Here is a 19,718-nt window from a genome sequence, read left to right as displayed (position 1 = left end):
GTCGAGGCTCTATATGAATCCGAAAGCAAGATCGATTCATCGTCCCCCTCACAGAGGGGCCACTGGCCGCTGCCGTCGGCGCGACGGGCTACTTTGATTTGCAAGCCTTACCTAACCGATGACACGCAATGCCCTGAGAGCGTCACACAGTGCCGCCGATAACACATTATCGTCAGAGCGACGCGAACCCTGATTGTCAGTGGCTCCCCGTACACTGTGAAGAAGTGACGGCACCCGCCATGCCGCACGCCGCATGGAGGGTGAAGTGTCGAACAAGCTCAACCAGGACCAGTTTGCTCGCGACGTCCTGAGCCGATACCGACGGCTCTCTTCAGCCTCGGGCCTGCTGGAGAAATCAGCTCGGTCAGAAGAATTTGCCCACGCCGCCGCGATGCCATCGACCGGCCACCCCCACTTTGCTCACCTAGGGCTCGGCGAGAGCGGTCATTGCTATGGGGTGACTGTCTTCATTGATCTTGTCGCTTTCACATCCAGAACTTTCTGGGAAAGCCCAGAATCAGTCCTCCGACTGAACACGGCCGTAATGTCACAGGTGGCCGAGGTCGTACAAAGCTGTGGCGGTTACATCCTGGGGCTCAGGGGCGATGGGGTATTCGCTTGCTTCGGGGACAACAACGTTCAGAACCCTAAGATCCCAGCCGCCTTTTCAATGCTCGCATGCTCATTCGCCTTGGATGCCGTCAGGAACGCTCTGAACCAACTGCTGGAGCAATCTGGAATGCGACCAGTTCAGATCCGCGCCGGCGCCGACTATGGACGACTCGATTTCGTAAGAATCGGTAGCCACGAAGCCAGCGAAGTAAATGTAGTCGGATTCTCCGCGAACTTCGCCGCCAAGTGCGAGAAGTTTGCTAAGTCATGGGAAGTCGTCATCGGGGAAGGGCTGGCCGATCTGCTTCCGGACGGCCATTACGAAGAGCATGAAGGATCGCCCAAGATCTACCAGCAGGACTACAAAACACGCCGTTACCACTATCACCAGGTTAAGTGGTCGGGCTATCTCGCGCACCTGAACAGGGTGCGTGAGGATCTATCCGGAGATCCGGTAGGTTCAATCATTCTCTAAAGAAAGCAGGATTCATCAAAATGTCCATTCATTCTCTGCTGAGGCACGTAGGCATCGACGTGCCTCGATACATCACTGTTAACGGAAGGGTGATATTCGACACCCCATCAAGTCCGGCCGCAGGAGCGGCAGTAAGGGCCGCGACTCGGGTAGAGCCGCATAGATTCCATGCAGGGCCAGATCCCGCCCCGGCGCGCGGGAAACACGACAACGCCTGGTGGAAAGTCGACGCCTCAGCCCGTCAGCGCGACATCGAGGCAATGAGCAAAGCCTTCCCCGGGTTCATCCTGTTCGAGGAAGACGATGATTTCTGGTACGGGGGCACGATCGATACAGGGCGCGGGAAGTTCTTGATCGCAGTCCTGCCCCAAACGAACAGGTCGCTACCAACCATACGTTTGGTCAGCAAGTTCAAGCTGGGCCGTCAAGAGGGCAGGCGTTGGCGCAGGTCGCCTCACCTCTACGACTCGGGAGCTCTTTGCGTCGCGGCGGCGGACGATTGGAATTCCGAGGTTCATACCACTGCCACGGCAACAGCGTGGGCAGCACACTGGCTCGCCGCTTATACCGAATGGCGAGTGAGCGGCGTGTGGCCAACAGAGGGTTATGGGCGGAATGCTGCTTAATCGGAGAAGGACGCCATCGACTCAGAATCCACCGGTTCCTGAGGTCGCGGACCATGATCCCGGCGAAGACGTAAGATTCACTCTCGAACAAACAGGTGAGTGGATTCGTGCAGCAGACGCAAAGACTGGTCTGCTCGGTGCAGCCCTAGCGGTGCTTGTCGCAGCTATCACAGCTAAATTTGACAGAGCCCATGTAGCAAACTGGTCAGAATTTCCCGGTGACGCGATCAAAGCCGGACTCCTCGCAGTCACTCTAATTTCCTTGGTGAAATCTGCATACAACATGAAGAGCGTGCTCATCCCTAGAACTCAACCAGGGAGTGAGGCGACGCGCTACTCATGGCCTTGGTTGGAAAGCGCATCAATAGAGGGGCTCGTGCAGTTGCCACCCTCCACGTCACGTCGCGAGGCATGGGTGCAAGCAAAAACACTCGCCACTATAGCCATGGAGAAGCATCGCAACTTCACGTCAGCACTCAACTGGTCCGCAACCGCTACTGGATTTTTCCTGCTCTGGGTTGGCTCATTGACTTGGTTTAAATAGCAATGATTCTACCCCCGTGTCCATGAGCGCGAGGGTAGCTCAGAGTACTTCCCGCACGAGTCGACTTGTGTAGCCGTGCTTACAAAGACGCTCAAACGCTCTCGCAACATCGTCAGGGACGTCTTGCTCAATCATGAACCCTTGACGGGGATAGACCATGAGTCGCTGCTGAGCACCGACCAGCATATCGATAACAAGTCGCGTGTCCTGAATCGAATCGACATACCCGGCAAGTGACATGGGCGCGGAAGCACTGACCCACTCGATTTCGGGCCAGTGCTTCCGCGCTGTTGCGTACGCTCGACGCTCCTCATACGGCTTGCTAACCAGCAGCGCCGTGGAAACTGGAACCCGTCGCTCTTCGAGAAGCGTTCGAGAGAAGCGGATGTTCTCGCCCGTGTTCCGGGCGTTCGGCTCGACGAGGATGACGCTCGCGGGGACCCCCAGTTCGACCGCGCGGTCACGGTAGTGCTCGGCTTCACCACGCGGCATCCGTTCACGGGTGGTCCGGCTGGTCGCTCCGGTAAAGAGAACGACCGGCGCCATGCCCCGGTGGAAGAGATCTGCGGTGGCGTCGGCCACCCCGAGGTCATGGCTGCCGAGTCCGATGGCCACCGAGCATGGGCGTGGCTCATGGCCCATTTGCTGGAAGTCCCAGAGCCGCTGAGCGTCCGCCCATGCCTGAGCCGAGATCACTCGCTCTCGCCCTCCCTTGCTGCCGAGTCGGGGACCTTGAAGTCGTACGACCACGCGAAGCGCGTTGCCGCGTGGACTCCGACGGCGAACTCTACGACCGTCCCGTCCGCTGTGTACGTGGTGCGGTGCAGTTCTACCACCCACTCACCTGGCGAGAGCTGGAGTAGCTGGGCCTCTTCAGCGGTGGGCACGCGCGCGAACAGTTCCTCGCGCATGTGGTCGATCTCGTACCCGGCGTCATAGAGGACACGGAAGCCGCCGCCGCGACCGGCCGGGCCAGGGGTCGGGTCGACGATGCGCGTACCTTCCACGTGCTCGGGGCGGTAGTAGCTGGTCAGGGTGTGGGTGGGTTGGGTGCCTTCCTTCACGAGCCGTGCGCGCGCGTAGACATCCGCGCCCTCGGGGAGTCCGTGGGCTACAGCTACGGCCGCCGGCGCCTTCACTCGGCTGACGCTCTGGGTCTGCTCGTTCCGGCTGTAGGTGCGACCCGACGCCACGCGGTCCGCGATGAACGCGACTTCGTCGCCGTCCCGCCACTTTGCCTTGTCGTACCGGGCGATACCGAGACGCTTGAGCGGAGCCTTCGGACGCACGGTGGTGCCGTGGCCACGGGCCATGCTCACCAAGCCCTCGGCTTCGAGCGCCTTGTACGCCCGGTGGACGGTCTCCTTCGAGCCTTCACCCGCCTCCACGAGTTCCCGGATCTGCGGAAGTTGCTGGTCAGGCTTGAGTTTGCCGCTCCTGATCTGCTCGGCGTACCGGTCCGCCAGTTCCCGCCACTTCGGTGCCTTGGGTGCCACGCAGAACTCCTCTCGACATGTCCCAGTGAAGCACACAGTCCTAGGACTGTTGACAGTCCTAGGACTGCGGTGCATTCTCATCTTAGGTCGCTCGTAGTCCTAGGACAGCGAGTTGGAGGGGTCCTCTTTGGGTTGCCTCCATGGCTTGTCGGTTCGGGATCGCTCGTGCAGGTGGGGCCCTGAGCTGGTTGTTCGTTGAGAACTCAACAGGGTGTCTAGATCGACGGGGTGTGAGTCCCCGTCCCCGTGGCGACCGGGTGACGTTCGTCGGCGGCCACTTTCCCCGCGTGTCAGCCCTGGAGAACGTTCCTCGGGATCATCCCTTCCTCACGGGAGGTCAGCCCTGGGTGCGCCACCTGGTACGCGCCGCCCTGCTGGCGTCAGAGCAGTGACGATGACGCGCCCGATTCGGCTCGGGGCCGGTCCGCCGTGGCAACGGCGGACCGGCGAAAGCCGTGTCCCTGCGATCTGCGGGAGGTCGGTGTGCACCGACGACATATCCAGCGCCGCCGGTACGGACCGGCCGACGGCGCCACGCGGTAGTTCGGTCCGCTCTGGTTCACGGCGCTTCGGGCGCCCTGGCCGGCTGCCTCTCCCGCCCGTCCGACCGCGCTTGACGTGCTGGTCGTACGGACGGGAGTGCGGGGAGCCGGAACGTCCGACTTCAAGCGGCGCGTGGCCCCGGTGCTCGAACACCGGGGCCACTGTTCGGGCCGTATCACCCTGAGAGGAACCACGACCCATGAAGCACATCGGTGCTGTTCAGGCGGCCGTTACCCGCGACGAGTACGACGGCGGGCCGACGGCCGCTGAGCTGGACGCGATCGAGCGGGAGCTCCCGCTGATCGAGGCGGAAGTGGAATTGCTGGACGTGCAGATCAGCCTGCTGGACCAGCCGGTCACAGTGCTGGACGGTCGCCGTCTGCGGCGGGCCCGGCGCAAGGTGCTCGCCGTCCGCCGTGACCTGACCAACAAGGCTGTGGCCGGAACGGACGTGGCCGCGTGAGCGAGTCCCTGACCCTGGACGACCTGGCCGTCCCGCTGCGGGTGCTGCGTCTGCTGGCCGTGGACTTCGGGCACCTGCCGGCGCCGGAGGTCCACGTGTCCCCGATCTTCTCGGAGCGGCTGGAGCTGTCGTTCCACCGCGGCCTGCCGGACTTCGAGACGTGGCGAGAAGCGTTGGGCATCGCCCCGGACGCCGTGGCGTACTGCGAGCAGAGCGACGGCCGGACGCGGGTGTTGAAGGCGACCGTCGACTACGCGGGTGCCACGGTGGAGCTGACCGGCTACGGCGACGTGCGGGCCCCCGAACTGGTCGGGGGTGTGGCATGAACCGGACCGGCAAGAAGCTGCTGGTGCTGGCCCTGGTCGCGGTGGTCCTCATGGCGTTTCGGGTGTCGTGGAACGCTCTGCGGGACGTGGCTCGCGTGATCGGCGCGGATGACACGGCCGCGACGCTGTACCCGTTCGTGGTCGACGGTCTGATGGCGCTCGCCCTGGTCGCCGCACTGGTCCTGACCGGCAAGGCACGTGACTTCGCGCTGCGGGTGCTGGCCGTCTACACCCTGGCCTCACTGGTCCTCAACTACGTCCACGGACTTGTGCCCGAGCTGCACGGCCGCGCGGTCGACTGGGGGAGGCTGGCCGACTGGGACCCCGCGAACTGGGCCCTGGTGCTGCTGGCCACCTCCCTCCCCGTCGGGTCGATCTACTTCGGTTCCGACCTGGTGGCCAAGGTGCTGCACCACCAGCCCATCGACGTCGTGCGTGCCCCGGACGGGGAGCGTGCGGATGAGCCCGCACACCTTCCGCACACTCCCGCAGACACCCCGCACGCTCTCCCCGGCAACGCCCCCGCCGACACCCGTCCGGATGCTGCTTCGGCCGTATCAGCGCAGGTAGGGAAGCGTGCGGATGCCGTGCGGGCCGACGATCCGCACGCCCCGCACACCGCCCGCACGGTGGAGCTGAGTGCGGAGGAGGAAGCCGCACGGCAGGCTCAGTTCGAGGATGCGGAGTTGGAGCGTGTGCGGCAGGACGCCCGCCGTACGTACGCCGAATCCGTACAGGCCGCACGCCCCCTGTCCGCACGCGCACTCGGTGAGGCGTACGGCATGAGCGAGTCGTGGGCGCGTAAGCAGATCCTCGCCGTCCGCGACGCCGACGAGAACGACCGGCCGCACCTGGTCGCCGTGGGGGGCGAGTGATGGGCTGGGGGCACGCCAAGTGCTTCGACCCCACCGGTGCCCGCCACGGGATACCCACGTTCCCGTGGCGGTGCGCCCCTGACGGCTACGCCACCCGCCGCCAACTGCGCGCCCGCGGCTTACGGCCCGGTGGCCAGCCGGTCACGGGGCAGGTGCTGCGCCCGCGCTACCGGCGCGGCCCGCTGGTCGCCTATCTCTACCGCATCGACGCCGCGAAGCCCGTGCGGCCGATGACGCCGGCGAAGTGGGCGGCGCTCGCCAAGGCGAACGCCGCCCGCCGCCTCTGCCCGAAGTGCCGCACTGACGCCGGCTACGTCATCCCCGTCTCGCTCGGGATGTGCGTGCTGTGTGCCTACCCCGACGACGAACAGCGCGCCGCTTGAACACCATGTCTGAGCAGGGGAGTTCACGAGTGAAAGACCCACGTCACCGCATCCTCACCGTCGGTGCGGTCGCCGTCAGCGGGGCCCTGGCCGCCGCGATCGGCGTGCGACTGTCCGGCTACGGCGTGCCGCTGTTGCTGCTGTTCGCCTGCACCGCTTCGTGTCTGGCCACGTTCTCCAGCCTGCTGTTCCGGCTGGTCGAGGCGTGGTCGACGACCACGCACCGCTGCACGCGGCCCGGCTGCGACTTCCGGGTGAGCCTGACCCGCGCGAACGCTGCGGACAACCGGCGCTGGCAGGAGATCGCCGCCCGCCACCCGCACCGCACCTGACCTGCCGCATTCGGCGGGCCCGGCCAATCGCCTCCTACAGCTTCGGCCGGGCCCTACTCCCCTAAGGAGTGCTCTCAGCATGACGGAACTCAGCACCGAGCCGGTAGCCGTTCAGGCGGTACCGGCCACCCCGCCCCCGCCGCCCGACACCCCGCCTACCGCGCCAGTGAAGGAAGCGAAGGAGGTGGAGCACACGCCCGGCGGCTGGCCGATCGTGCCGCTGGCCCTGTCCGGGGCGAACAGCACGGTGGGCACGGTCGCCGCTGCCTCCCTGGTGGGCGGCCCGATCGCCGCGATGGTGGCCGCGACCGGCATGGTCGTCCTCGGCACTGTCGCCGCCGCCCGTTCCCGCACCCCCAATCCCCGCCGCGACGCCCGCCGGGCCGCCGCCCGCACGGCAGGCCGCAACGCCGCCCGCAGCGCGGGTCTGCGAGGCACCGGCACCGGCACCCGCGGTGCCGGTGGCCGTTCGATCGGTGCCCGTGCCGGTGGGGCCGGTGGCCGGTCGGGCAAGGCGCCCGGCCAGCACCGCCGCCCCACCGACCCCACCGCCGGTCACGCCAGCACCGCGACCGGCGGGAAGACCCACAGCAAGCCCGGCAACAACCCCGCCAAGCACAAGCCCGGTGGCGCCGGGAAGGCAGCGGGCAAGGCGGCTGGGCAGATCAAAGCACTGCGCGCCGCGCAGAAGGCCGCCGCTGGCTCGCGTGCCGGGCAGCGGGCGCAGACCACCACCGCCCGGCGCGCGGTCGCCGACGCCCGCCGCAACGCCAAGGCAGCCGCAGGTAGGTCCGGTTCGGATAAGCGGGCGGGGCTGGCCGGTCGCCTGATGGGCGGCGCCGCCCGGAAGGCGCGGGCCGCGCGTGACGCCGCTGTCGCCAAGTCCCGTGCTCAGCGCGACGCGAAGACCGGCGCCGCCGTGAAGGCGCAGCGTGCCGCCGTGCGTAAGGCTCCGGCTCGCAAGGCCGCGCGGCGCGCGCTGCGCCGTTCGGCGGCCCGGTTCCAGGGCCGTCGGCTGCTCGCCGTGCTGCTCGCCCTGCCGGTCGGGTTGCTCGGCTGCCTGACCACCCCGATCGGCCGCAAGTTCGGCATCGGGTGGCTGATGAACCCCGGCCGTCGCCTGTACCGGCGCATGGTCGCCAGAGCTGCCGAGCAGCGGGCACAGCGGGACGAAGCCACCCGCGCGCAGCTGCGCGGGGAGGAGGCCGCCGCCGATGCGGAGGCCGCCGAGGACGGCACCGGCGGGATCGCCGACCAGGTCGAGCGACCGGCCGCGAACGTCCCTACCCCTGCAACATCCCAGGTCAGTGAAGGAGAGAACGTGTCTGGTTTCCGGTTCGAAGAGGCGGCCGAGGAGATGGAGCAGGCCGCCAACGCCTACGAGCCCGAGAACGCCATGGAGATCCTCGCCATGGTCGAGGGACTGCCCGCCGCGCTCACGTCCGTGGCGAACGTCATGAAGATCCTCGCCGAGCGTTCCGACTCGGAGTTCCCGCTGGAGAAGGAAGTCGCGGACGGCTTCAACGACATCTTCGGCGCCGTCATGAGCGCCGTGGCCGTGGCCGAGGACATGGGGCCGCTGTTCCGGCAGGTCCACGAGCAGGACATCGCCCGCCACGAGGACCCCCGCAACGGCCCCGAGGCCGAGAAGGGATGGAACGTCTGACATGAGCAGCACCGCCACCGCAAAGAAGAACGTCGCGAGCAGTGGTCCGGTGCTGGACTGGGCGGCCGGTCACGGACCCGTGACCGGCGCTCTGTCCGCCACCACCGGAGCCTTCGCCGTCGCCACCACCGGCGCCGCCACCCACATGCCGCCTGGCTGGGCGCTCGCCGTCGGCGCCGCCGGAGCTCTCGGTCACACCGTCGCCGGTCTGCGGGTGCGCAACGCCGGCCGCACCCTGGCCACCCGCGCCGCCTCCTGGCTCGTCGGGGCGGGGTGGACGACGTGGGCCATGACGAACGGTCCGCTCACCTGGGCCGCTCTGGGGTCGTTGGCCGCCATCGGGGTCGGGATCGGCGCCGCCGCCCGCTCCGCCGCCCTCTACGAGGAAGCACGCGAGGAGGAAGCGATCGCCCTCGAACAGCGCCAGATCATGCAGGAGTTGTCCGCTGAGCGGCGCGAGATCGCCGCCGAATGGATCGAGCGGATTCAGCGGATCTGCCACATCAGCGTGCGGGTGCTCGGGGTGGAGAGGTGGGAGACCGGGGCCGGGTACTCCCTCGACCTCGAACCCCAGGGCGGCATCACCTACGACCGCATCGCGCAGCACTCGGTAGCGCTGTCGGCGGATGCGAAGCTGCCGCACGGCTGCACCGCCACCGCCGGCCCTGGTGTCCACCAGGGCCGCATCATCCTGGACGTGACCACGGTCAACGTCCTCAAGGACGACTGCCCCTACCCCGACGACTACGGCCCGCTCTCGGTACTCACCGGGTTGCCGTGGGGGGTGCGGACCAACGGTGAGACGGTGGCCGCCTACCTGCGCGAGCAGTGCGCGCTGGTCGTCGGGCCGACCGGGTCGGGCAAGACCAACATGGTCCACACGATCCTCGCCGGGTTCGCCCGCGCCGAGGACGTCCTCACCTGGGTCATCGACCTCAACGCCGGATCCGCCGGACTGCCCTGGGTCCTCCCGGCACTGAAAGGGGAGATCAAGGGGGAGGACGGCAAGCCGGTGCGGCCCGGCATCGACTGGCTCGCCGGCACCCACGAGGAAGCCCTCACCATGCTGGACGCCGCCCTCGCGGTGGGGCTGCATCGCAAGAAGGCGTACCAGGATGTGCTGGCCAGGGCGAACACCGATCTGCTGCCGGTGAGCGCGAAGATTCCTCAGATTCTGCTGGTGATCGACGAGGGTGCGGAGATCCTGGTGAGCACCGACCGGCAGATGAAGGAACTGGCGAAGAAGATCCTGGAAGTCATCCGGATGCTGCGCGCCATGGGCGTGCGCACCGTGCTGACCGCTCTCGGGGCCACCGGCAGTGTGCTCGGGAACCTGATGATCCGCCGTGAGGGCAAGGTGCGCGTCGCGCTGACCGGCGGTGAGACCGAGGGCATGGACCTGGGCAAGCTGTTCCCCGGACGGCGCGGTCTGCGGGTGGAGCAGGCGCCGTACAAGGGGGCCGGGTTCATGGGCACGCCGGAGTCTCCGGCGGCGCTGTTCAAGGCGTGGCGGATCCTGCCCAATCAGATCCGGGAGATCACCGCCGCCACGTCCGACCGGCATCCACGCCTGGACGAGATCTCCGCCAAGGCCGCCGGGCCCGCCTACGCCCGCCGCTGGGACACCGGTCGCACCGCGTGGATGCTTGACCACACCCCCGACGACGACCACACCGACACCGGTGCGTCCGGTGCGGGTTCAGGTCTGCGGTTGTCCGCGCTGAGCGGGCGGGAGGGGCGACGGGTCTCGCCGGAGGACGAGATGCTGGCCCGTTTCCGGGCGGAGATCGACGCCCAGTTCGCCACCACCCCCGACCCGAACACCGCCACTACCGAACAGCCCCCGGCCAACGGGGGCGGGTTGAATCTGTCGGCGCTGCGGGGTGAGGCCGAGCAGGACAGTCCCGCGCAACAGGCCGCGCTTGCGGCGCTGCTTGCTGCCGGCGCTACGGGCACTGGAGCGTCCGCGATCGCCCGCGCGCTCGCGGACTCCTACGGCACGACGCGTCAGACGGTCGTCGGCTGGCTGAAAACGTGGATGCAGGACGGCACCTGCGTACGCGTCGGAGAGGGCACCAAAGCTCGCTACGTTCACCACTCGCACGCCCCCGACGACTGATCGCTTGTCGCTTGTCGCCCCCGCTCCTCCACATGTCGTCTGAGCGGTCCGTGGGGCGTGGAAACGGCTTGTGAGCTGGGAGGCGACAAGCGACAAGACAAGACAAGCGACAAGCCAGGCGACAAGCACGCGACAAGAGAGACGACAAGCAACACGACAAGCAACCCACCCATCCGCACGGGCCCGCGCCACTTGTTGGCGCGGGCCCGCGGCACACCCCGAGGGAGCCAGAAATGAGCCAGCACACCCCGCCCGGCCAGATGGCCCCGCACATCCCCGCCGACGACTACCGCCGCGCCCAGGCCACCGGGCAGCCGGTCGTCATCGTCGTCGCGACCACCGCGCCCGGTGTCCCGTGGCGGCGCCTGCTCATCCCGTTCGCGATCACCGGCGCCGCCGTCGTCGGCGGCTGGGGACTGGTCGCCGCCCTGTGTTTCCTGCTGGACGCCGCGGCCCACACCGTCACCGTCATCGCCGGGGCCGCGGGGCCCATCGGGATCGGCGGAATCACCCTGCGACTCGCCCGCAGCAAGAACACCTAGCTACGCCAAGGGCGGCCCCCCTCACGCCAATGAAGACGGGGCCGCCCTTGCTTTCCAGCACGCTAACGACGAACTGGAGGACATCCAGCATGACCGAACCCACCCCCGTCCGGCGAGCCTTACCGGTGGGAGTTCCTGCCGTGGGCCGCATGCGGTTCTACCTGACCACCCACAAACGGCACTGGATCAAACTCACCGACAAGCCGCTGTTTCTGAAGTCCGAGCACTTCACGGCCGCTGCCAAGCTCTACCCCGCGCTCGGTCCGTACGCGGTCGACTCCGGCGGATTCTCGGAACTCCAGCGCCACGGCGAGTGGACGCGCACCCCTCGCCAGTACATCGGCGACCTGCGGCGGATCTGGGAATGCGTCGGCCCGTACGACTGGGCCGCCCCGCAGGACTGGATGTGCGAAGACCTCATCATCCACGGCGGCAAGGCCGGACCGAACGTGTTCGCCGGCACGCACCTCAGCGTCGCCGAACACCAGCGGCGCACGGTCGCCAACTTCCTCGAACTGCGTTCCCTCGCCCCCGACCTGCGCATCGTCCCCGTTCTCCAGGGCCGCACCGTCCCCGAGTACGAGCGGTGCGTGGAGTTGTACGAGCGGGCCGGGGTCGACCTGCGCCGTGAGCCGACCGTGGGCCTGGGCTCGGTATGCCGCCTGCAGTCCACCCGCGAAGGCGCCGCCATCGTCACCGCCATGGCCGCCCACGGGCTGCGCCTGCACGGGTTCGGCTTCAAGATTCTCGGCCTGGAACGCGTCGGCCACCTGCTCGCCTCGGCTGACTCCGCCGCCTGGAGCTCCCACGCCCGATGGCGGCCCCCGCTGCCCGGCCACACCCACAAGAACTGTGCCAACTGCTTCGACTACGCCATGCGCTGGCGGGGCCGCGTCCTGGCCGCCATCCCCACCCACTGCCAAACGCTGCTCACCGACAGGAGCGCGGCATGAACCAGACCCCCCGATCCGTGCTGCTGCGCGCGGCACTGGACGCCGCCGCCCGCGGCTGGCACATCATCCCCCTCCGCCCCGGCGACAAGCGCCCGGCCGGCCACGCGGAGAAGTACTGCCCCGGTACCGGTCGCTGCGCCGACGGACACAAGACCCCCGAGCAGCGCGCGACCACCGATCCCGAGTTGCTGGCCGCCGCGTGGGCGCAGCAGCCGTACAACGTTGGGATCGCGACCGGCCCGGCCGGGCTGCTCGTGGTCGACCTCGACACCCTCAAGCCCCAAGAGCCGAAAGGAACGCCTGACGGCGCCGCCAACTTCGCAGCGCTCTGCGAGCGCGCCGGGCACACCGTCCCCGACACCTACCGGGTGCGGACCGCGCGCGGCGGAGAGCACCTGTACTTCACCCAACCCCCCGGCGCCCGGCTGCACTCCACCGCCGGACGGCTCGCGAAGAAGATCGACACACGAGGGTGGGGCGGCTACGTCGTCGCCGTCGGCAGCACCACCCCGGACGGCACCTACACCGTCCTGGACGACCGTGCACCGGCTCCCCTGCCGGATTGGCTGCACGCAGCGCTCACGCCCCGCCCACGGCCTGCCCAGGGCGGCACGCTCGCCGTCACGACCCGTGCGAGCGGGTACGCCGCCGCCGCGCTGCGGGGCGAAGTCGACAACGTCGCGCACGCCGCGGACGGCGCCCGCAACGCCGTACTGTTGCGGGCCGCTCGCGCTCTGGGTCGGCTGGTCGCGTCCGGCGACCTCGACCGTGAGGAGGTCGAGGAGGCTCTTAGTAGGGCGGCATCGGCCAACGCCACGCAGTCGCAGCGCTACTACGACGACGTCATCACCCGCGGGCTGGACTGGTCCATCGCCCGCAACACGGCCGGCAGGCGAGCTGCATGACCACACCACCGCCTACTAAGAGCCTCCCCCGCACCTGCCGACCGGTCGCCGCTCCACAGCCTGTGGACACGGCGGCCGTGGGCGAGCCGACAGGCGCCGCCGAAGGCGTCCCCATTGCTGTTCGCCCTGACCCGAGCCGGGACGACGGGCGCCGCCCCGTGGCCTGGCTCCGCATCACCGCGCCGCCGTCCTGGAGCGTCACCCCGTCCGCCCGCTCCTGGTGCACCTGTGGCTACGAGCGCCACGCCATCGGCCGCGCCGCCGCCCTGCAACTGATCGCCGCTCACGGCGAACACCGCACCGCATGCCCGCTGTTGAACCCCGTTTCGGAAGGGAGGACCGCCGCATGACGACCCACGACGCAGGCGCGGATCTGTGGGAAGGGTTCGATCACATCGAACCCGAGCAGATCACCGGCCCCACCTGGGACGAACCCGTTCCCCTGCGGGCCCGCCCGCCGCTTCCGCACTTCCCTGTGGACGTCCTGCCCGACTGGTTGGGCGCCATGGTGCGCGGTGTCGCCGAGGAGACGCAGACCCCGGCGGACCTCGCCGGATGCCTGGCCCTGGCAGTGCTGGCCACCGCCGCCGGCGGGCGGGTCAAGGTGTGCGTACGCGGGCACTGGCGTGAGCCTGTGAACATCTACACCGCCGTCGCCCTGCCCCCCGGCAACCGCAAGTCCGCCGTCTTCGACCTCATGGTCAAGCCGCTGCTCGATGCGGAGAAGGCTCTGATCGAACTCTCCGGGCCCGTAAGGGCTGAGGCGGAGACCCTGACGAGGCTGGCCAAGTCCGCCGCCGAGAAAGCCCAGGGAAAGGCGGCCGGTGCGGAGCCTGAGCACCGCGACACCCTGACTGCTGAAGCCGTCCTGCTGGCTCAGGAAGCGGACGCGATGCGGGTTCCTGCCGAACCGCAACTCGTCGCGGACGACGTGACGCCGGAGAACGTCGGGACGCTCCTGGACGAGCAAGGCGGGCGGATCTCCTGCCTGAGCGCCGAGGGGGAGCTGTTCGACATCATCGCCGGCCGCTACACGGGCAAGCCCAACATGGGCATGTTCCTCAAGGGCCACGCCGGGGACATGCTCAGGGTCAACCGGCAGGGCCGTAGTGCCCAGCACGTCGACTCACCCGCCGTCACGATCGGTCTGGCCGTGCAGCCGGAAGTCCTGGACGCGCTCAGCCGCATCGACGGAGCTGACGGGCGCGGGCTCCTCGCACGTTTCCTCTACTCCAAGCCCCTGTCCCTGGTCGGCTCCCGCAACCTGACCCCCGCCCTGCTGGACGAGCAGGTCGCCGCCACCTACGCCAAGCATCTGGCGGGCCTGACGCTCGCCCTGGCGGACTGGACCGACCCCGCCCTCATCCAGCTCACCGCCGAAGCCGACGCGGTCCTGCTGGCCTTTCAGAAGGTCACCGAGTCGCGTCTCGGGCCGGATGGGAGTTTCGCGCCGATTGTGAAATGGGCGTCCAAGCGGGACGGAGCCGTGGCCCGCATCGCCGGACTCCTCCACCTCGCCGCCCACCCCGAGGACGGCTGGCACAAGCCCATCGAAGCGTCCACCATGGCCGCCGCCACCGAACTGGGCGACTACTTCACCGCGCACGCCCTGGACGTGTTCAGCGTCATGAGCGCCGACCCCGCCCACGAATCCGCTGTGACCGTCCTTGCCCAGCTCGTCTCCAGCAACCCCGCGCAGTTCACCAAGCGCGAGCTGTTCCGGATGCTGCGCCGGGCCGACTTCTCCGCCATCGGCGACCTGGACCCCGCCCTCGCCCTGCTCGAAGAGCACGGCTGGATCCGCCAGTTCCCGCCGCCCCCGCGCACCGGTCGCGGCGGCCGGCCGCCGTCTCCGCGCTACGAGACCCACCCGCGCATCACCCGCGGAGCCTGACACAACCCCCAGACCGCCGACAGAACTGACACAACCCCCCACCCAAGCCGTTGACCTGCACGAACGACCATGATCACGGTTTTGACAGAACCCAATTAAAACTCGACAGAACCCCCGACACCACCGTCGGGGGTCCTGTGACAGAACCTCCCCTGGCGGGGTTCTGTCAGCAATTAATTCAGTTCTGTCAAAGATCCAGAACGCGTCAAAGATGCAGGTCAGCGGCCTGTAGGCGAGGTTCTGTCAGTTCTGTCACGGGATCCCGCTTCCTCGTGAGGAGTCACCGCCACATGAGCACCGCTCCGCGACTGGACCCCCCAACCCTTCCTCCTGTCTACCTCCCGAGCGACATAGCCAAGGCCCTCCACTGCTCGGAGTGGTGGGTGAAGGAGCAAGCCCGCAAGGGACGCATTCCCTTCACCAAGCTCGCAGGGAGCTACCGGTTCACGGCCGAGCACTTCGCCGAGATCATGCACATCTTCGAGAGCCGCCCTACCGAAAGGCATGACGCTCCCGCGCCAGCAAAACGAGCACCCCGGCGCAGGACGATCACAACGGTGGCGTCCGTCCCCTCCCTGAAGGCAAGGACCCCGCGCAGGGCGCAGGGCGGTCGACCACAGTCCAACGCAGCCTGATTCCGTGTGCCGCTCGGCTCTCCAGCCGGGCGGCACACCCGTACATAGGAGAACAAGGTGGGTTATGCCGAGAGCCTCGGCAGCTACTGGCGCGGGCGGTACAAGCTCGCGCCGGGCAAGTACGCCACTGTCCGCGATGCCGATGGCGATGCCATCCGCTTCCGGACCAAGGCCGCGGCAAAGAAGGCAGCAGACGCCGAGGAAGCGAAGCTGTTGGCCGGAACGAAGAAGGCGCCTCGTGAGCACATCACCTTCGGTGCCTACGTCAACCGCTGGTATGCCGCACAAGACCTGGCGGCATCCACCATGCAGAACTACCGGCGGCACATCGAAGAGCACTTGCTCCCAGCATTCGAGGATTTCGCCATCGCCGACATCCTGAGCACCGACATTGCCGCTTGGGAGAAGCGTGAACGCGCGGTGCCCTATGCGACATCCAGCGTCAAGACGTGGCGGGCGACGCTGCACCTGATCCTTGCCGACGCTGTTGACGAGGGGCTGCGCGACTCCAATCCGGCAACCAAGCGCCGCGGACGAGGGAAGCGTGCCGGCCGCTCACGTAACCGTGGCCCGGAGAAGGCAGTTACGACCGCACTCGGCATCCTGCTGCTCGCCGAGAGAATGGCGCTGCTGTCCGGCCGCGACGACGAGTTCGTTGCCGGCATCCTCAAGGGCTACACCGGCATGCGCTGGGGCGAGATCGTCGGCCTTGAGCCTGAGTTCGTTCGACCGAAGAGCATCCGCGTGGAGTGGCAGCTCTACGAACTGGACACGGGCGAACTGCACCGCTGTCCGCCCAAGGACGACTCCTATCGCGACATCGACACCCCGGGTTTCCTCGCCTCGCTGCTGGCCGGTCACGTGGCCCGGACGAGACCGAAGCCTTGCGAGTGTCACGGACTGGCCTACGTCTTCCGCGGTCATGGCACCGCCAACGGGGCCGTAAGCCGCCCCGGTGCGAAGCTCGTCGACGTGGCGCGCCGCTGCGGCGTATCAACCGGCACTGTGTCCAACGTCCTCAACCGCCCTGATGCCGTGGCGGAGCCGACGCGCCTGAAGGTGCTGGAAGCCGTCAGTGCTCTCGGGTACATCCGTAACGCCGCATCGGGGGAGTTGGCTGCTCACTGGCGGCGCTCCGGTTTCGCCACGTGGCTCTTTCGGCCGGCCGCGACGGGGCGGTATCCCGGGCGAGGCAGTCAGGAAGAGCGGCCGGTGCCTGTCGTTGCTGAGCCGTGGCCCGGCATCCCGGCCCGCGGGCGAGGAGCCGCCACGCGGGCTGAGGCGTGCTGGGTGCCGATCGCTCCGGGGCTTACTCCGCACGGCTTGCGCCACACTCACAAGACCCTGATGAGGGAAGTGGGGACCCCGCCAAAGCTCATGGACGAACGCATGGGCCACGAGGACGGCTCCGTCCAGTCGCGCTATGACCACATCACGCCAGGGATGCGACAGGCGCTCATGACTGCGCTCACCGGGATGTGGGAGGAAGCGTTGGACGTGCGTCGGACCATGAGTCTCGGCTCGCCCGTGACCGCTCTGGATGCGCTGCTGAAAGCTCGCTAGCAGCGCGCTGATCTGGGGGCAGATTCCAAGATCTTCTCCAGGATTTCTCCAGAGATCCTCTGGAGAACGAGACAGGCCCGGTGCTGATCTCTCAGCACCAGGCCTGACCTGCTATTTAGCTGTCGGGGTGGCGGGATTTGAACCCACGACCTCTTCGTCCCGAACGAAGCGCGCTGCCAAGCTGCGCTACACCCCGATGTCGCTGCTTGTCCTGCTTGTCGCGGCGACGTCGTTTACTTTAGCCCACTGGTGGCTGGAGACGAAATCCGGTTTTGGCGCGGTGGTGGAACGGGTGGGGGCGGATGTGGTCGAGGGCCACGAGGAGGACGGCGAGGGCGTAGAAGGAGAGGCCGAGGAGGAGGGCGTTGGCCAGGGTGTGCTGGAAACCGTGGGCCTCGGCGTCGAGGAGGGGGTAGAGGTAGCGGCCCGGGGTGCCGGAGGAGATCAACTCGGCTCGGGTGAGGGAGAACAGCAGGTAGACCGCGGGGTAGAGCATCCAGGTCGCCGTTTGGCGCAGGCGTAGGCGGGCGGGCGGGGTCAGGAGCAGCCAGTCCAGGACCGCGGCGATGGGCGTCACCGTATGGAGGAGGTGGTGGGCCGCCGCTGCCCAGCCCGTGGGGGCGGTCGTCGAGTCCGTCACCGAGAACGGGGGCGTCATGCCCGCCAGGAGCAGGTGGTACGCCAGGCCTGTGAACGTGACGTAGAGCAGCGTGGCGCCGGTCAGGGCGGAGGGGAGGGGAGTGCGGGCCGACCACGCGCGGCGGGCGGAGAGGAAGGCGACGACGGCGAGCAGCAGGTTGCTCTGGACCGAGAAGTGGCTCAGTGTCCACAGGGGGCTGCCGGTCAGCAGCGCGAGCGTCACGCCCGTGGCCGCCGTGACGGCGAGCAGCAGGCGCAGGGCGGCGGCGAGGGGGCGGCGTACGGGAGTCACCACCGCTGAGGCGGGGACGGAGGACGGCAGGAGCCTGTGGGTCCGCGGAATCGGGGGCAGGTCCGGGATGTCCCTGGGTATCGGCGCGATCATGCCCTCACGCTAGGCAAGTGGGGCAAAAGGGGCGATGTGGGTGGGCTGTACGGGGGAGTGCCCCCAGCTACGCACAGCCTCCAGCCACGCAAAGCCTCCCGCCACGCACGGCCCCAGCCACACCCGCCCAGAAACACCCGCCCCCTCAGCCCCTCCCCCTACTCCCTCCCCACCAACGTCAACAACGTCACCTCCGGCGGGCAGGCGAACCTCACCGCTGTGTAGCGGTTCGTCCCGCAGCCCGCGGAGACGTGGAGGTAGGACGTACGCCCCTCCGCCGTGTGCGTCGACAGGCCCTTGACGCGGTCCGTGTCGAGGTCGCAGTTGGTGACGAGGGCGCCGTAGAAGGGGATGCAGATCTGGCCGCCGTGGGTGTGGCCGGCCAGGATCAGGGGGTAGTCGTCCGCCGTGTACGCGTCCAGGACGCGCAGGTACGGGGCGTGGACGACGCCCATGGAGAAGTCGGCGGAGGCCGAGGGTCCGCCGGCCACCTGGGCGTACCGGTCCCGCTTGATGTGCGGGTCGTCCAGTCCCGTCAGCTCCACCGACACGCCGTCGATCTTCAGCACGCCCCGCGTGTTCGTCAGGTTCAGCCAGCCCGCCGCGTCGAAACCGTCCCGCAGGTCCTCCCACGGGTTGTGGACGACGTCGACCGCGGGCGGGTTGCCGTTCAGGCCGTGGCGGCCCTGGGTCTTCTCCAGCAGGTAGCGGGCGGGGTTGCGCAGCTTCGGGCCGTAGTAGTCGTTGGAGCCGAAGACGTACGCGCCCGGGAACTCCATCAGGGGGCCCAGCGCGTCCAGGGTCTCCGGCACGCCCTCCGGGTCGGAGAGGTTGTCGCCCGTGTTGATCACGAAGTCGGGGCGCAGGCCGGCCAGCGAGCGCAGCCAGCGCTGCTTCTTGCGCTGGCCGCCGACCATGTGGATGTCGGAGACCTGCAACACGCGCAGGGGGCGCATTCCGGAGGGGAGGACGGGGACTGTCACCCGTCGCAGTCGGAAGGAGCGGGCCTCGAAACCCGCCGCGTACACCAGACCGGCGGCGCCAGCCGCCGCGATGGACAGAGGTACTCCGTATCGCGCGCGCATACCTCCATCGTGTCAGATTCCGTCGGCGGCTCTTTCCCCGCAGGCCCTTGAGTGCCCGTCCGCCGGGGTCCCTTGGGTGTCCGTCCCCATCGCTCCCTAAATGAACGGGCGTCGGGGCCGCCACACCTGCGACAATCACCTGCATGACCACGCTCAAGTCGAAGCTGCAGGAAGACCTCAACGCCGCGATCAAGGGGCGCGACGAGCTCCGCTCCTCGACGCTCCGGCTGACGCTCGCCGCGATCACCAAGGAGGAGGTCGCGGGCAAGGAGAAGCGCGAGCTCTCCGACGACGAGGTGCAGAAGGTGATCACCCGCGAGGCGAAGAAGCGCCGGGAGGCCGCCGAGGCCTTCGCGCAGGGTGGCCGCGCCGAGTCCGCCGAGCGGGAGAAGGCGGAGGGCGAGGTGCTCGCCGCGTACCTGCCGAAGCAGCTCAGCGACGAGGAGCTGAACGACATCGTCGCCCAGGCCGTCGAGGAGGCGAAGGCGGCCGGCGCCGAGGGGCCGCGGGCCATGGGCGCCGTCATGAAGATCGTCAACCCGAAGGTGGCGGGACAGGCCGAGGGCGGCCGCGTCGCCGCGACGGTCAAGAAGCTCCTCGCGGGCTGAGCCCCGGGCACACCGGCTGAGCCCCGGGCACACCGGCCCACAGTCGCCG

19 protein-coding genes and 1 tRNA gene are annotated in these 19,718 nt (G+C 68.3%); 15 read left to right on the top strand and 5 right to left on the bottom strand.

Annotated features, from left to right (window positions below):
• The first annotated feature begins 265 nt into the window (after positions 1 to 265).
• Complete coding sequence (locus ACIRF9_RS24000) at positions 266 to 1,087, top strand: adenylate/guanylate cyclase domain-containing protein (protein ID WP_403825723.1); 822 nt, start codon at positions 266 to 268, stop codon at positions 1,085 to 1,087.
• 1,209 nt (positions 1,088 to 2,296) lie between these two features.
• On the opposite strand, the gene ACIRF9_RS23995 is transcribed toward ACIRF9_RS24000, so the two are convergent.
• Positions 2,297 to 2,953, bottom strand: a complete 657-nt coding sequence (locus ACIRF9_RS23995) for a YdcF family protein (RefSeq protein ID WP_403825720.1) — start codon at positions 2,951 to 2,953, stop codon at positions 2,297 to 2,299.
• Positions 2,950 to 3,753 carry a GntR family transcriptional regulator gene (locus ACIRF9_RS23990; protein WP_403825717.1) on the bottom strand — a complete coding sequence of 268 codons (804 nt, stop codon included), beginning with the start codon at positions 3,751 to 3,753 and terminating at the stop codon, positions 2,950 to 2,952. The genes ACIRF9_RS23995 and ACIRF9_RS23990 overlap by 4 nt, the downstream gene beginning before the upstream one ends.
• A gap of 742 nt (positions 3,754 to 4,495) precedes the next feature.
• Here ACIRF9_RS23990 and ACIRF9_RS23985 point away from each other — a divergent pair.
• The 13 genes from ACIRF9_RS23985 to ACIRF9_RS23925 all read left to right on the top strand — a co-directional run bounded on the left by ACIRF9_RS23985 (position 4,496) and on the right by ACIRF9_RS23925 (position 16,952).
• Entirely contained in the window at positions 4,496 to 4,759 is a 264-nt protein-coding gene (locus tag ACIRF9_RS23985; protein ID WP_403825714.1) for a DUF6284 family protein, read from the top strand.
• Positions 4,756 to 5,085: a hypothetical protein gene (locus ACIRF9_RS23980; protein ID WP_403825711.1), complete on the top strand. Its 330-nt coding sequence runs from the start codon at positions 4,756 to 4,758 to the stop codon at positions 5,083 to 5,085. The genes ACIRF9_RS23985 and ACIRF9_RS23980 overlap by 4 nt, the downstream gene beginning before the upstream one ends.
• Positions 5,082 to 5,960 (top strand): DUF2637 domain-containing protein, encoded by an 879-nt coding sequence (locus ACIRF9_RS23975; protein ID WP_403825708.1) that lies wholly within the window; start codon positions 5,082 to 5,084, stop codon positions 5,958 to 5,960. Before ACIRF9_RS23980 ends, ACIRF9_RS23975 begins: the two co-directional genes overlap by 4 nt.
• Positions 5,960 to 6,343, top strand: coding sequence for an RRQRL motif-containing zinc-binding protein (locus ACIRF9_RS23970; RefSeq protein ID WP_403825705.1), 384 nt, complete (start codon positions 5,960 to 5,962; stop codon positions 6,341 to 6,343). The genes ACIRF9_RS23975 and ACIRF9_RS23970 overlap by 1 nt, the downstream gene beginning before the upstream one ends.
• 29 nt (positions 6,344 to 6,372) lie before the next feature.
• Positions 6,373 to 6,675, top strand: coding sequence for a hypothetical protein (locus ACIRF9_RS23965; protein ID WP_403825702.1), 303 nt, complete (start codon positions 6,373 to 6,375; stop codon positions 6,673 to 6,675).
• Positions 6,676 to 6,754: 79 nt separating this feature from the next.
• Entirely contained in the window at positions 6,755 to 8,341 is a 1,587-nt protein-coding gene (locus ACIRF9_RS23960; protein WP_403825699.1) for a hypothetical protein, read from the top strand.
• Between the two features lies 1 nt (position 8,342).
• Complete coding sequence (locus ACIRF9_RS23955) at positions 8,343 to 10,460, top strand: hypothetical protein (RefSeq protein ID WP_403825696.1); 2,118 nt, start codon at positions 8,343 to 8,345, stop codon at positions 10,458 to 10,460.
• 233 nt (positions 10,461 to 10,693) lie between these two features.
• Positions 10,694 to 11,002 carry a hypothetical protein gene (locus tag ACIRF9_RS23950; protein WP_403825693.1) on the top strand — a complete coding sequence of 103 codons (309 nt, stop codon included), beginning with the start codon at positions 10,694 to 10,696 and terminating at the stop codon, positions 11,000 to 11,002.
• Positions 11,003 to 11,151: 149 nt separating this feature from the next.
• Positions 11,152 to 11,955 carry a hypothetical protein gene (locus ACIRF9_RS23945; RefSeq protein WP_403825690.1) on the top strand — a complete coding sequence of 268 codons (804 nt, stop codon included), beginning with the start codon at positions 11,152 to 11,154 and terminating at the stop codon, positions 11,953 to 11,955.
• Positions 11,952 to 12,860 (top strand): bifunctional DNA primase/polymerase, encoded by a 909-nt coding sequence (locus tag ACIRF9_RS23940; protein ID WP_403825687.1) that lies wholly within the window; start codon positions 11,952 to 11,954, stop codon positions 12,858 to 12,860. The genes ACIRF9_RS23945 and ACIRF9_RS23940 overlap by 4 nt, the downstream gene beginning before the upstream one ends.
• Before the next feature lie 77 nt (positions 12,861 to 12,937).
• Positions 12,938 to 13,210, top strand: coding sequence for a hypothetical protein (locus ACIRF9_RS23935; protein WP_403825685.1), 273 nt, complete (start codon positions 12,938 to 12,940; stop codon positions 13,208 to 13,210).
• Positions 13,207 to 14,754 (top strand): YfjI family protein, encoded by a 1,548-nt coding sequence (locus ACIRF9_RS23930; protein ID WP_403825683.1) that lies wholly within the window; start codon positions 13,207 to 13,209, stop codon positions 14,752 to 14,754. The genes ACIRF9_RS23935 and ACIRF9_RS23930 overlap by 4 nt, the downstream gene beginning before the upstream one ends.
• Before the next feature lie 692 nt (positions 14,755 to 15,446).
• Positions 15,447 to 16,952 carry a LacI family DNA-binding transcriptional regulator gene (locus ACIRF9_RS23925; protein WP_403825680.1) on the top strand — a complete coding sequence of 502 codons (1,506 nt, stop codon included), beginning with the start codon at positions 15,447 to 15,449 and terminating at the stop codon, positions 16,950 to 16,952.
• Between the two features lie 122 nt (positions 16,953 to 17,074).
• Here the strand turns inward: ACIRF9_RS23925 and ACIRF9_RS23920 are convergent.
• The 3 genes from ACIRF9_RS23920 to ACIRF9_RS23910 all read right to left on the bottom strand — a co-directional run bounded on the left by ACIRF9_RS23920 (position 17,075) and on the right by ACIRF9_RS23910 (position 19,061).
• Positions 17,075 to 17,148: transfer RNA gene (locus tag ACIRF9_RS23920), tRNA-Pro, on the bottom strand.
• Between the two features lie 42 nt (positions 17,149 to 17,190).
• Positions 17,191 to 17,976, bottom strand: a complete 786-nt coding sequence (locus tag ACIRF9_RS23915; protein WP_403825678.1) for a Pr6Pr family membrane protein — start codon at positions 17,974 to 17,976, stop codon at positions 17,191 to 17,193.
• 158 nt (positions 17,977 to 18,134) lie between these two features.
• Positions 18,135 to 19,061: a metallophosphoesterase gene (locus ACIRF9_RS23910; protein WP_403825675.1), complete on the bottom strand. Its 927-nt coding sequence runs from the start codon at positions 19,059 to 19,061 to the stop codon at positions 18,135 to 18,137.
• A 143-nt stretch (positions 19,062 to 19,204) separates the two neighbouring features.
• Between ACIRF9_RS23910 and ACIRF9_RS23905 the strand changes: the two genes are divergently transcribed.
• Positions 19,205 to 19,669, top strand: a complete 465-nt coding sequence (locus ACIRF9_RS23905; RefSeq protein ID WP_403825672.1) for a GatB/YqeY domain-containing protein — start codon at positions 19,205 to 19,207, stop codon at positions 19,667 to 19,669.
• The last annotated feature ends 49 nt before the right edge of the window (positions 19,670 to 19,718 follow it).

The organism is Streptomyces sp. NPDC096132, from assembly GCF_044763345.1.
Lineage (GTDB): Bacteria > Actinomycetota > Actinomycetes > Streptomycetales > Streptomycetaceae > Streptomyces.
The sequence above is the reverse complement of the archived record's forward strand: the minus strand, read 5'-3'. Positions and strand labels throughout refer to the sequence as shown.

What these genes read in the sequence shown, in the direction of transcription:
- ACIRF9_RS23985 (WP_403825714.1), top strand. Translation starts at nt 4,496, where the DNA reads ATGAAGCACATCGGTGCTGTTCAGGCGGCCGTTACCCGCGACGAGTAC.
- ACIRF9_RS23975 (WP_403825708.1), top strand. Translation starts at nt 5,082, where the DNA reads ATGAACCGGACCGGCAAGAAGCTGCTGGTGCTGGCCCTGGTCGCGGTG.
- ACIRF9_RS23970 (WP_403825705.1), top strand. Translation starts at nt 5,960, where the DNA reads ATGGGCTGGGGGCACGCCAAGTGCTTCGACCCCACCGGTGCCCGCCAC.
- ACIRF9_RS23960 (WP_403825699.1), top strand. Translation starts at nt 6,755, where the DNA reads ATGACGGAACTCAGCACCGAGCCGGTAGCCGTTCAGGCGGTACCGGCC.
- ACIRF9_RS23955 (WP_403825696.1), top strand. Translation starts at nt 8,343, where the DNA reads ATGAGCAGCACCGCCACCGCAAAGAAGAACGTCGCGAGCAGTGGTCCG.
- ACIRF9_RS23950 (WP_403825693.1), top strand. Translation starts at nt 10,694, where the DNA reads ATGAGCCAGCACACCCCGCCCGGCCAGATGGCCCCGCACATCCCCGCC.
- ACIRF9_RS23945 (WP_403825690.1), top strand. Translation starts at nt 11,152, where the DNA reads ATGCGGTTCTACCTGACCACCCACAAACGGCACTGGATCAAACTCACC.
- ACIRF9_RS23940 (WP_403825687.1), top strand. Translation starts at nt 11,952, where the DNA reads ATGAACCAGACCCCCCGATCCGTGCTGCTGCGCGCGGCACTGGACGCC.
- ACIRF9_RS23930 (WP_403825683.1), top strand. Translation starts at nt 13,207, where the DNA reads ATGACGACCCACGACGCAGGCGCGGATCTGTGGGAAGGGTTCGATCAC.
- ACIRF9_RS23915 (WP_403825678.1), bottom strand. Translation starts at nt 17,976, where the DNA reads ATGATCGCGCCGATACCCAGGGACATCCCGGACCTGCCCCCGATTCCG.
- ACIRF9_RS23910 (WP_403825675.1), bottom strand. Translation starts at nt 19,061, where the DNA reads ATGCGCGCGCGATACGGAGTACCTCTGTCCATCGCGGCGGCTGGCGCC.
- ACIRF9_RS23905 (WP_403825672.1), top strand. Translation starts at nt 19,205, where the DNA reads ATGACCACGCTCAAGTCGAAGCTGCAGGAAGACCTCAACGCCGCGATC.